The organism is Pseudoalteromonas sp. GB43 (assembly GCF_054923805.1).
Map to the genome: position 1 here is coordinate 2,679,669 of NZ_JBPCHJ010000001.1, position 12,227 is coordinate 2,691,895.

The window sequence follows — 12,227 nt, forward strand, 5'->3', positions numbered from 1 at the left end:
TCAAAAATAGAATAAAAAAGTGACAATACTGTTACAGAACTGTGATTGATAGATGAATAGATCAAAGAAGGTGGTTTTTTAGAAACAAAAACGCCACCTAGCGGTGGCGTTTTAAAAAATACTGTAATCTAAATTACATTGCTTTAAAGCGTGCTTCTAATTCAAGCTGTGCTTGAGCAAAAGAACGAATACCCTCAGCAAGTTTTTCTGTTGCCATAGCATCTTGGTTATGTAACCAGCGGAACTGGCCTTCAGTTAGTGGTGCTGGTTTTTCTTCAACAGTAAAGTCGCTCTCTAGTAGGTACTCTTGTGCATCCGTTAATTGGCCTAACTCTTCTAAAAGAGCAGGGCTAATCGTTAACTTATCACAGCCAGTAAGTGCGATGATCTCGCCTGTGTTACGGAAGCTTGCGCCCATAACAACCGTTTTGTAATCGTGGCGTTTGTAAAATTCGTAAATGCTACGTACAGATTGCACACCTGGATCGTTTAGCGGATCTGTTGGTTTTTCCATGCCGTTAGCAACGTGCCAGTCTAAGATACGGCCAACGAATGGTGAAATTAAGAATACATTTGCATCGGCACATGCGCGTGCTTGTGCTTCAGAGAATAACAGCGTTAAGTTACACTTAGTACCTTCTTTTTCAAGCTGTTCTGCAGCTTTGATGCCTTCCCAAGTTGATGCAACTTTGATTAGGATTTTATCTTTGCTAACGCCTTCTTTTTCGTAAAGGCTCAGTAACGTATGTGCTTTGTCGATAGTCGCTTGGGTATCAAATGATAAACGTGCGTCTACTTCTGTAGAGATATAACCAGGTACGATTTCGCTAATTTCTTTACCAATTAATACAGCAAAGTAATCACATGCTAACTCAAGTTGTTTAGCTGCATCTTGCTCGGTTTCTTTGGCATATTGCCACGCTTTATCTAAATAAGGCTTATACGCTTCAATTTCACTGGCTTTTAAAAGTAGAGATGGGTTTGTTGTTGCATCTTCTGGTTGGTGCTTTTTGATAGCTTCAATATCACCTGTATCTGCAACAATAGATGAATGCTGTTTAAGCCTTTGTAGTGCTGAAGTCATTTGCTTTCCTCATTCCAAGCAAGTTAAAAGAAAATCCATTATAGCGGCCTTTATGCTGCAACACTATGACAGTGTTTAATAGGTCAAATGTCCTTAATACAGAAAACTAGAACATTATGTATGAAAAGAACAGCGGATAAAGGCAGGACGAAACAAAACGTGCATTTTGATTCAATTAATGTTGAAATTGACATCAAACAAATTACAAGTCAATAGCTAAGTATGATCACTGTTATTTCACCTGCAAAAAATTTAGATTACGAAACACCAGCCACGACCGATAAATTCACTCAACCTGAATTACTCGAGCACAGCGAAGAGTTAATGTCAGTTTGCCGTGATTTAACACCAGCGCAAATTGGTAGCCTAATGAAAATCAGCGATAAACTAGCTGGTTTGAATGCGGCACGTTTCGCCGAGTGGTCACAGCCATTTACGCAAGACAATGCAAAACAAGCCGTGCTAGCCTTTAATGGTGATGTATACGGTGGCTTAGATGCGCAAACTCTAAGCGATGCTGATCTTGATTACGCACAGTCGCACTTACGTATTTTGTCTGGTCTTTATGGTGTGCTTAAACCATTAGATTTAATGCAAGCTTACCGCCTTGAAATGGGTACTAAGTTAGAAAACCCACGCGGTAAAAACTTATATGAGTTTTGGGGCAGTGTTATCGCCGAAAAGCTAAATACAGTGCTTGCTGAGCAAGATAGCAAATACTTGGTAAACCTTGCTTCTAATGAGTATTTTAAAGCGGTTGATAAAAAAGCATTAAATGCACAAATCATCACTCCACATTTTAAAGACTGTAAAAACGGCCAATATAAAGTGATCAGCTTTTATGCGAAAAAAGCCCGCGGCATGATGGCACGTTACATCATTGAAAATAAAATCACCCAATTAAGTGATTTAAAAGATTTCACCGTTGCAGGTTATTACTTTAGCAGCGATGCTACGGCAAAAGAATTAGAGCCTGTTTTCTTACGGGAAGAGCAGAACTAAACTTTTAGTAAAATGAATTAAAACAGCCGTGCTAAGCACGGCTTTTTTGTGCTTGTATGAAACTGGCGCTTATTTTGCAAAACAGCAGTTATGTTTCTCAATGTATCAGGTAGTCGCATGTTAAAAATACCAACCGTCGGTGAAGCCGAAAAACTTATAGAAGAAAAGCTCGGTGGCTGGGTTGATATCATCATAAGCCATATCCCTAACTTTATTGTTGCAGTAATCATTACTATCGTGTTTTCACTGCTGGCACGTATCGTTGGTTCAATGCTTAGAAAGCTATTACGCCGTTCGTTAGAGTCTTCACAAATAGCAGACTTAATGTCATCGATAGTAAAAGTCATCGTATTATGTGTAGGCTTATTTGTAGCCCTTGATTTCTTGGGCCTCAGAGGCACGGTCACCTCATTACTAGCTGGTGCGGGTATCGTAAATTATCGCTATTGGTTTTGCCTTTCAGGACATGACAGAGAACCTTATAGCGGGTATTGCCATGGGTATTCGCAAACCATTCAAAACGGGTGATGTGATTCGCACCGAAAGCGTGTTTGGTACCGTTAAGGCGATTAACCTTAGAAACACTCTCATTGAGAACTTTTATGGGCAACTTATCTTAGTGCCTAACAAGATTCTATTTAGAAATATACTCAGTAACTACAGCACCTTAGGTGTGCGTCGTATCGAGGTACCAGTAGGTATTTCGTATGCCGATGACCCCGAGCAAGCCGCTGAGGTGATTGTTAAAAAAATCAATGAGTTTGATTTTGTGATTAAACAAGAAGAAACCGCCGTTTACGCCGAAAGCTTTGGTGATAGCAGCGTTAACTTATTAGTTTGGTTTTGGATTAAATACCCCGGCGAAGCAGATTTCATGACCGTTCGTCACAAGGCTGTTGTGGCAGTTAGAAACGCCCTAAGCGAAGCTGATATGACCATCCCATTCCCAATCCGCACGTTAGATTTTGGCATCAAAGGCGGCGAGAAATTAAATGCCATGATAAGCGAAAAACAGCAAGATAAAGACGCTGAGGTACCGCAAAATGATGAGTAAAATTTACTGACTCATCGGCGAGATTTACACAGGAAAGTGTGTTTGAGGGGGAATTGCTTATTTGTCTCAAAGTTACTTAAAGTATATGGTCTGAAGTTAGGCTATAAACTGATTAGAGTTTGTCACGTTCAATTTATTTATTACTTCTTTAAACTACAATAATTCTCAGTGCTTATGGTTTTACTTAAGTTCTTACTTTTTTGTGTCTTGAAACTTTCTATAAAAACAGGTCTTGTTCTATTTATTCATAAACTTAGTTTGACTTATAGTAAACTAAGTTTATGAATTTAATTACTATTGATAAATTCACGGTTCGGAATTAATCTGGTAACCGTGAATTGTATTCTAAAAGCTAGTATGGTCAAAGAGGGAACAAATGAACCAAGGTCAATTAAACCAAGTCAAAGGGCATCTTGAGACGTTCACCACTATAGATTTAGGAAAGTTAGTTGCTTCTAAATATGGTGACGAGGCTAATTTATCAGATGTTAAGATTGGTGAATATTCTGCAAAAGAATATATATCGGCTGTAAGAAAAGTTCTAGCCCAATTTAGAGAGGAAATTGATAGCTCTTACGCAAAGGCAATGCCATTCCAGTATAATTTTCAAAATGAATATGGTATTGGAAATCTAAACAACGACCTTACAAGTCTTTTATCAAATATAAATGCTCAAAACTTCCGTGCCAGTATTACTGCACTTAATAAGCTAATTCATTACCAGGCAATAAATGGTTTTTGGGAAAAATCAAAACGAAAATACTTTCGTTCCTCAGAAGTTAGTGTTCAAGAAGATAAGGAACGTATTGACCTAGTTTCTAAGCATGTTGAAGCATCCTCTAAAAAACTCTCCGACTTATTATTGGAAATAGATGAGCAAAAAGATGTTTTAAATAGGTTTATAAAGACTAAGTCTAGCGAATTAAGTGAAATAGAATCTTTATTATCTTCAGCTAGGCTTCATTCAAACGAAATTACCGAAACACATACGAAATCCGCTACACTTGAGGAAAGAATTAATTCTTTGCTAGAGCAAGCTGAAGACAAAAAAATATCGATAGATGAACTGACCGATCAATTCAAAAAGTTGTTGTCGGAAATGTCGAACTTATTAACAGATAGCCAAGTTGAAAGTGAATCTCGTCAAAAATCTTATAATAAATTAGAAAAAGCATTCACTGAGAAACTGTCTTTTGTTGAAGAGAAGAGAGAGTACTTTGAAGAAAGGAATCAATATCTTGATAATCTTATTGAAAGAGAAGTTGGTGCGTCTCTATTTGAAACGTTTAAGCAAAGAAAATCAGAATTGATAACATCAATAGGGTTTTGGAAATGGGCAGTGCCCACTTCCGCAATCGCTACTATAGCGTGGATATTTTTTCTCTTTGGCAATGGGGATTTAAATGGGTTATCTTGGCAGGTTATAATAATTAACTCTCTAAAGGCTCTGCCTGCGGTTGGTCTTCTATTATTCTCTATTTCGCAATATGTAAAAGAGCGTAATTTCCAAGAAGAATATGCTTTTAAGTCTGCTGTAGCACTAACAGTTAATTCCTACGCCGAGCAACTAGAAGACGCATCTAATAAAGATAAAATGATAATGGAGTCAGTCGGACAAATATATGCTAGTCCAATCTACAATAAGAATGACTCAAAAAATGCAAGCTCGGTATCCTCAGCAACAAAAGAACTAGTTGACGCAGTAAAGTCGGTTTTACCATCGAAATCTACATAAAAAATGTTGGCATACTGATTTATCACAAAATTTTAAATAAGGTTTAAAATAGATTGTTAATGTTCAAAAGTATTAATACGTTTATTTAAAAAAACGGCTGTCAATGATAGGTGTTACAAGACGTAACAAGTGTTTTATTTGTTAGAAATAAGCCATCGCGCGAAATAAATTTTACGCCTACATTAAAGTATTGCACCCTAACAACAGGTATGCACAATCGGCTTATCGCTGACAGCTTAAGGCTTACAGCTTTGTTAAAGTTTTGTCCTACAAAAAAAGCGCAAGCAGTTTAACTGGTTGCGCTTTTTTATTTATTCGGTATACCAACGATTAGTGAAGAATACGTGCTCTGATAGTCCCTTCAACTGCACTTAGCTCTTTAAGAGCGACTTCAGATTGGTCTGTATCTACATCAATTACTACGTAACCAATTGATTCATCAGTTTGTAAGTATTGAGCTGCGATATTAATGCCGTGCTGTGCAAACGCTTGGTTAATTTGCGTTAGAACACCTGGGCGGTTGTGGTGTACGTGTAATAAGCGGCTGCGGTTTGCAAGTTCAGGCAGTGATACTTCAGGGAAGTTAACCGCCGTAATGGTTGAACCATTATCTGAGTACTTAGCAAGTTTGCCCGCTACTTCAATACCGATATTTTCTTGTGCTTCTTGTGTTGAACCACCAATATGCGGAGTCAAAATCACGTTATCGAACTCGCGTAGCGGTGATACGAACTCTTCATCATTTGATTTTGGTTCTACAGGGAACACGTCGATTGCAGCGCCGCTCAGCTTTTTATCACGCAGTGATTCTGCTAGAGCGTCAATATCAACAACAGTGCCGCGAGAAGCATTGATCAAGATGGCGCCTTGCTTCATTACTTCAAGCTCAGCCATACCAATTAGGTTCTTCGTTTGTGGTGTTTCTGGTACGTGTAAGCTAATAACGTCAGCACGTTGTAGTAACTGAGTTAGGTTATGAACTTGCGTTGCATTACCCAGTGTTAGCTTGTCTTCGATATCGTAAAACTCAACGTTCATGCCGATATTTTCAGCCATGATACCTAGCTGTGTACCAATGTGGTCGTAACCAATAATACCTAAGGTTTTACCACGAGCTTCAAATGAGCCGTTGGCTGATTTTAACCAACCTCCGCGGTGCGCTAGGGCATTACGTTCTGGAATACCACGAAGTAATAATAAGATTTCACCAAGCACTAATTCTGCAACAGAGCGGGTGTTTGAGAATGGTGCGTTAAATACCGCAATACCACGCTCACGAGCACCTTGCAGGTCTACTTGGTTAGTACCGATACAGAAGCAGCCGATTGCGACTAGCTTTTCAGCTGCTTCTAATACCGCTTCATTAATATGAGTGCGAGAACGAAGGCCTACAAAGTGCACATCTTTGATGCGCTCAATGAGCTCGTCTTCAGGTAAGGATGTTTTTACGTAATCAATATTACTGTAGCCATTACGCTTAAGCGTTTCTACAGCACTTTGGTGCACGCCTTCCAGCAAGAGAATTTTAATTTTGTCTTTTGCTAACGATACCTTACTCATATCCTCATTCCTATTTACTTTATTTGCGGCCCGTTTTTGGTGCCGATAATGACTTTATCTGCACCGCGATGGGCAAACAAGCCGTTTGTTACTACACCAACAATCTGGTTGATTGTTAGTTCTAATTCTTTGGCGTTGCTGATATCTAAATTGTGCACATCTAAAATGACGTTACCGTTATCTGTTACAACACCTTCACGGTAAACAGGGTCACCGCCTAGTTTTACTAGTTCACGCGCTACATAGCTGCGTGCCATTGGGATCACTTCAACAGGAAGTGGAAATGCGCCTAATGTTGTAACTTCTTTAGATTCATCAACAATACAAACAAATTGTTTTGCTACCGCTGAAACGATTTTCTCGCGTGTCAGGGCTGCACCACCGCCTTTGATCATCTCATTGTGTGGGTTGATTTCGTCTGCGCCATCAACATACACATCAAGGCTTGATACATCGTTTAGTTCGAATACTTCAATACCCAGTGCTTTTAACTTTTCAGTTGAAGCCTCAGAGCTTGAAACCGCACCAGTAATGGTGTCTTTTACTGTATCAAGTGCATCAATAAAGTGATTCACTGTAGAGCCTGTACCTACGCCAACAATGGTATTTTCATTTACAAACTCTAGGGCTGCCCAGGCAGCGGCTTTTTTTAATTCATCTTGCGTCATAATTATGTGCTCAGTTAGCTGTCAGAGAGGGCCTATAGTATACAAACAGTTTGCTTACCATTGGTAGATTTTCTCTGGGGTTATAATGTGTTTTAACGGTACATCCCACGATTCAATTGGCAATGCTGAAACATGCTGACATTGATGGGCAAGGCCTATCAAAATCGGTTTTTGCCAGTTTTCTTGGTAATACCGAGCCAACGTTTTGTCATAAAACCCACCGCCCATTCCTAAACGGTTACCTTGATCATCAAATGCCACTAATGGCATAAGTAAAATATCAAGCTTATCTAAAGGACATATTTGACTGCAATTTAACTTGGGCTCCAAGATACCATAGCGGTTTGCAGTCATGGGTGAATTTTCTTCATACATCTGAAAGTATAATGTTGTGCCATTGAAAGGGTGGATTATAGGCAGATATAAATGCTGCTCTTGCTTCCATAATTCTTTAATTAACAATGAGGTGTCTAATTCTCCATCATTGCTAAAATAAATGCCGATATGGGCATTTTTAGGTGTTTTTAGTGATTTTAAGTGTTGAGTAAAATTCACTTTTAGCGCAATAGCTGCATTTTTTTGTTGTTCAACAGTCAGTGAATTGCGCTTTTTTCGAATAGATTGTCTGATTTCTGCTCGTGTGTTGCTCATGTCAATATTAGTGTTAACTTTCTAAAAAGGAGAAAAGTTCAGGAAAAAGCTCCACTACACCCAAAATGATCAATAGCACAATGACCATGGCAATAAGCGAATAGAGTAGGGTGTTTGAGCGTTTTTTAACGGGCTCTGTTAATTCGTCTTCAAGTAGCAAGTCATCTTCTTGCCAGCTATCGTCACTATCAGCAACGCTGTTATTTTCAAGCTCAGGTAAACGTTGCTCTAAGTCATCAAGTTTTTCTTCTAGACGAATAAGGCTACTGGTGATGTAATCGAGGGCATCAAAAATACGTTCTTCACGCTCTTTGGTCTGTGCATCTGTATTGCTTGATTGGTTGCTGGTGGCAGCTTGGTTTATCGGTTGGAGCTTGGCTTTAATGCCAACACTTGCGAGTAATTTTGCTTGTTTTAGTGCTTTATCTTGCTCGCTTGGTGCAAATAATGGCTTATGCTCAAACAGGGTTGCAACTTTGTCTGTTGTTGTTTTTAGTTTTGCAGCTAATTGTTCTGTTGCTTGTGCTTGGTCGACACCGGCTTCAAGCCCTGCAAACATTACGCGAAATTTTTCTGCCATTTGCTGATTATCCAAATCCTTAAATCAATGACTTGAGTATATACCCAAAAAGATTAGTGGAAAAACAAAAGCCCGTATAAAACGGGCTTTTTCTATTATGGATTTGCAAATACGCTGTTTAGTATTTTGCTGCTTTGCCTTCGGCTGGTAGAGATTTCAGGATGAAATCACGTAAGTCGTTATTTGATGACTCTAAATCAGCATGACGTAAATACATCATGTGACCACTGCGGTAGCCTTTAAAGCTTAAGCGCTCTTTCATTTTGCCACTAGGATCTAACTGCCACATTGTGTATTTAGCATCAAAGTAGTTTGTTGCACCGTCGTAGTAGCCAGATTGAATCATCACGTTTAAGTATGGGTTTTGTGCCATTGCTAAACGTAAGTTTTCACCTGTGTTGTTGCCTGAGCGATCCCAAGGGTGAACATTACCAAATAGGTTATATTTGATATCGGTTTTGTAGTTAAGCTCTTCACGTAGGTAATAGTTAATCGCTGGCGTGAATGAGTGTAACCATGAAGTAAGCTCAGCCCAGTAATCAGGTGACTCACCTGCATCACGTTTGTCGATACCTAAATACCGAGAATCTAAACGGCCTACAGTTTGGTCGCGCTCGCGCAATAGCTCTTTCCAGAAGAAGTTATTTGGGATATCAAGGTTATTTTGCTCAACAAACTTTTCAGATAAACCTGCGTATTTTGCCGCTTGCTTGATAATGGCACGCTTTTCATCAGCAGGTAAGAAACCACCTTTAGCAATTGCAGGTAAGAACTTATTCACGGTGAACTGTTCAACTTCAGGGAGTAACTCGTCTAAGTCTTTTGCTTGTAAGTCTGCGCTAAGTGCTTTGTGGTACCAAGCGGTTGCAGCAAAGTAAGGTAGGCGGTTAGCAGCTTCTACAGGGCCTTCGCGCTTAATACCAATCTCAGTTGGTGATACTAAAATAACACCGTTGATGTACATCCATTGGCGATTTTGTAATTCGTGAGCAAGGCCAGATACACGAGTCGTACCATAGCTCTCACCAATTAAAAATTTAGGAGAGCGCCAGCGCTCGTTGCGAGAAACAAAGGTATTTAGCCACTCTGCTAAGTATTTGATGTCAGCGTTAACACCAAAGAACATTTTTTGTTGATCTGATTTACTTGGTAGCTCACCTTTTTCGTTTTCAAGAACACGTGAATAACCGGTGTTAACAGGGTTGATATAAACAATATCAGCCACGTCTAAAATTGAGTAAGGATTATCTTTTACGCCATAAGGTTGAACAGGGTAGCCTTCGTCATCAATTTTTAATACACGCGGTCCAGTATAGGCAAGGTGCATCCATACTGACGCAGAACCTGGGCCACCATTGAACGAAAAGACTAAAGGGCGTTTTGTTCTATCGTCTACTTTGTCGCGGGTATAATAAGTATATTGTAGCGTTGCAACCGCATCGCCTTGTTCATTCCAAACTGGTTGTGTCCCTGTGGTTGCGGTATATGAAAAGCGCTCACCATTAATGCGGGCTTTGTGTTCTGTCACCACTTTACTGTCAACGTCAATACGACGTCCATTATCAGCAAAGCTTGGAGTACTGAAGGCCAGTGTTAATGCTGTCACTGACAAGCCAATAAAACTAACAAGTTTCATGTTGATTCCTTATTATTCGAATTGCAGCTATTAAAAAGTAAAGCCAAGTCGATGACAAACTAATGAGACTAGTCACCAATATTAGCTGTTAAATAAAAGAAGAAATGCAGGGTGAGTTACAAAAAAGTGCACTTTTTAGTAAAGATAGCTTGGTTAAATATTTAGCTAGATTAAAAAATGGCGTATATTGAGCAAGTTTATAAATGGTATACCCAAACCACCTCAAGATGCAGAATTCAGCGTTTCACAGGTGCTTAATATCAAGGCGTTACTTTGCAACAATGGCAGTCCCTTTTAAAAAGTAACAACGATGAGAGTAAGTGCCTGTGAAACGCCCAACGGGTTGGTTTAAAAGCGATTTATACTGCGTTATTGATTTTAACAATAGAACCACTATTACTTGCAATCAATGCCTTGCCTAAATCGCTTTTAATTCCAACTGAAACTCGCACCTTGAGGTGGTTTGGGTATATACACGAGCTTAAGAAAGAGAAGTTGCAATGCAAAGAGTGTTAGTTGTAGAAGACAGTAAAGTAGTACAGCAAGTGTTACGGCATTTAGCAGCTCACTACCTTGATGTAGCTGTTGACTTTGCGTGGTCCTTAAAAGAGGGCGTAAACTATATCGCTAAGCATGACTACACATTAGCTTTGGTTGATTTAACATTACCTGATGCGATGAACGGCGAAGTGGCCAGATATACCCTCTCAAAAGATATTCCTACCGTGGTGCTAACATCTAAAATTGATGAATACATTCGTCAGCAAATGTTAGAACTAGGTGTGGTTGATTACGTAGTTAAAGACAACCGTGATTCATATCACTACGCTATTAAACTTGTTGCGCAATTGCTTAGAAATCATGGTTGTAAAGCGCTAGTGGCTGATGATTCGGTGTTAAGTCGTACTTTGATGAAGCAAATGCTTGAAAAGCAGCTTTTCAAAGTAAGTGATGCGCAAGATGGTGAGCAAGCACTACAAATGCTTAAAGACGACCCAGAAATTAAGTTATTGCTAACGGATTATGCGATGCCAACAATGGACGGCTTTGAGCTTGTTAAAGCGGTACGTAACTTTCGTGGCCGCGATGACCTAGCAATAATTGGCCTATCAGGTGCGGGTAAGCATGGTTTATCTGCGCGGTTCATAAAATATGGAGCTAATGACTTTTTAACTAAGCCATTTATGAACGAAGAGTTTCATTGCCGTGTGATGCAAACTATGGAGCAGTTGTCATTAATAGCCGATATAAAAGAAAGTGCATACCGCGATCATCTAACTGGTTTGTATAATCGACGTTATTTTTATCAATATGCTGAAAGAGTATTAAAAAATGTAGAGCAAGATAACGTGCTTGCCCTGCTTGATATCGACTTTTTTAAGAATATCAATGATCAGTTTGGTCACGAGGCGGGTGATCAGGCATTAAAGCAAGTAGCTTCATTTTTGAAAAGAAAGTTTGATGATTTTACAGTTGCTCGTATTGGTGGTGAAGAGTTCGCTGTAGTATTAAACAATATGGATCTCGAAAAGGCTCAGCCTAAGCTAAATACGTTTCGTGAACAGTTAGCTGAGCACGCCTTTTCAATTAATGGTGAACCTTACTCACTAACGATGAGTATTGGTATAACAAAATTCCATAAAGTATCCCTCACAGCTGCAATGCGCACCGCAGATAAAGCCCTTTATCAAGCCAAGCAGCAATCGCGAAATTGCTTAGTTCAACTATAGTTGTGTTAATTGCACCAGCGCAGGTTAATTGTTAAAAAAATGCACCATTAGGGTGCATTTTTTTTGTTCAAAAACGCAGTTTTTTTTTAACTTATTGAAAGGATTAAATAAAAAATAGTGGCATAAAGGTTGGATTGTATAAGTCAACAGGATAACAATAAGCGTCCGAAGGGGGCCACTATGAAAATGATTAGTGCAATAATAAAGCCATTCAAACTTGATGATGTGCGTGAAGCATTGGCTGATTTAGGCATTGAGGGGATGACAGTTGTCGACGTTAAAGGCTTTGGTCGTCAACGTGGTCATACTGAGCTATATCGTGGAGCTGAATACCAAGTCGATTTTATTCCAAAGATCAAACTTGAAATTGCAACTCGTAGCGAAAATTGTCAACGCGTTGTTGAAACCATCACAAAAATTGCTTCAACAGGCAAAATTGGTGACGGCAAAATTTTTGTTTACGACTTAGACCAAATCGTTCGTATCCGTACGGGCGAACTTGATGAAGAAGCAATTTAAGGGGGAAT

At 39.3% G+C, this 12,227-nt stretch carries 10 protein-coding genes and 1 pseudogene; 5 read left to right on the forward strand and 6 right to left on the reverse strand.

The window, feature by feature from the left end:
- Positions 1-133: 133 nt before the first annotated feature.
- Positions 134-1,084 (reverse strand): transaldolase, encoded by a 951-nt coding sequence (gene tal / locus ACRWSG_RS12725; protein WP_054554248.1) that lies wholly within the window; start codon positions 1,082-1,084, stop codon positions 134-136.
- A 222-nt stretch (positions 1,085-1,306) separates the two neighbouring features.
- Between tal and yaaA the strand changes: the two genes are divergently transcribed.
- The 3 genes and pseudogenes from yaaA (at position 1,307) to ACRWSG_RS12740 (ending at position 4,875) form a co-directional block, all read left to right on the forward strand.
- Positions 1,307-2,086, forward strand: a complete 780-nt coding sequence (gene yaaA, locus ACRWSG_RS12730; protein WP_062566697.1) for a peroxide stress protein YaaA — start codon at positions 1,307-1,309, stop codon at positions 2,084-2,086.
- Between the two features lie 117 nt (positions 2,087-2,203).
- Positions 2,204-3,140 (forward strand): annotated as a pseudogene (locus ACRWSG_RS12735) (mechanosensitive ion channel family protein).
- Between the two features lie 376 nt (positions 3,141-3,516).
- On the forward strand, positions 3,517-4,875 hold the full coding sequence (locus ACRWSG_RS12740; protein WP_462166466.1) for a DUF5336 domain-containing protein: 1,359 nt from the start codon (positions 3,517-3,519) through the stop codon (positions 4,873-4,875).
- Positions 4,876-5,205: 330 nt separating this feature from the next.
- Here the strand turns inward: ACRWSG_RS12740 and serA are convergent, their stop codons facing one another.
- The 5 genes from serA to ACRWSG_RS12765 form a co-directional block, all read right to left on the reverse strand.
- On the reverse strand, positions 5,206-6,435 hold the full coding sequence (gene serA / locus ACRWSG_RS12745) for a phosphoglycerate dehydrogenase (RefSeq protein ID WP_462166467.1): 1,230 nt from the start codon (positions 6,433-6,435) through the stop codon (positions 5,206-5,208).
- Positions 6,436-6,449: 14 nt separating this feature from the next.
- Positions 6,450-7,103, reverse strand: coding sequence for a ribose-5-phosphate isomerase RpiA (gene rpiA, locus ACRWSG_RS12750; protein WP_054554255.1), 654 nt, complete (start codon positions 7,101-7,103; stop codon positions 6,450-6,452).
- Positions 7,104-7,157: 54 nt separating this feature from the next.
- Positions 7,158-7,754, reverse strand: coding sequence for a 5-formyltetrahydrofolate cyclo-ligase (locus ACRWSG_RS12755; RefSeq protein ID WP_462166468.1), 597 nt, complete (start codon positions 7,752-7,754; stop codon positions 7,158-7,160).
- Between the two features lie 13 nt (positions 7,755-7,767).
- A complete protein-coding gene (locus ACRWSG_RS12760) occupies positions 7,768-8,334 on the reverse strand; it encodes a hypothetical protein (RefSeq protein ID WP_054554257.1) in 567 nt (188 codons plus the stop codon).
- A gap of 118 nt (positions 8,335-8,452) precedes the next feature.
- Positions 8,453-9,970: a S10 family peptidase gene (locus ACRWSG_RS12765; protein ID WP_462166469.1), complete on the reverse strand. Its 1,518-nt coding sequence runs from the start codon at positions 9,968-9,970 to the stop codon at positions 8,453-8,455.
- 500 nt (positions 9,971-10,470) lie between these two features.
- Here ACRWSG_RS12765 and ACRWSG_RS12770 point away from each other — a divergent pair, with 500 nt between their 5' ends.
- The gene (locus ACRWSG_RS12770; RefSeq protein WP_166341859.1) at positions 10,471-11,700 is read left to right on the forward strand and encodes a diguanylate cyclase; all 1,230 of its coding nucleotides are present in this window, start codon (positions 10,471-10,473) and stop codon (positions 11,698-11,700) included.
- A gap of 180 nt (positions 11,701-11,880) precedes the next feature.
- The gene (locus ACRWSG_RS12775; protein ID WP_054554260.1) at positions 11,881-12,219 is read left to right on the forward strand and encodes a P-II family nitrogen regulator; all 339 of its coding nucleotides are present in this window, start codon (positions 11,881-11,883) and stop codon (positions 12,217-12,219) included.
- The last annotated feature ends 8 nt before the right edge of the window (positions 12,220-12,227 follow it).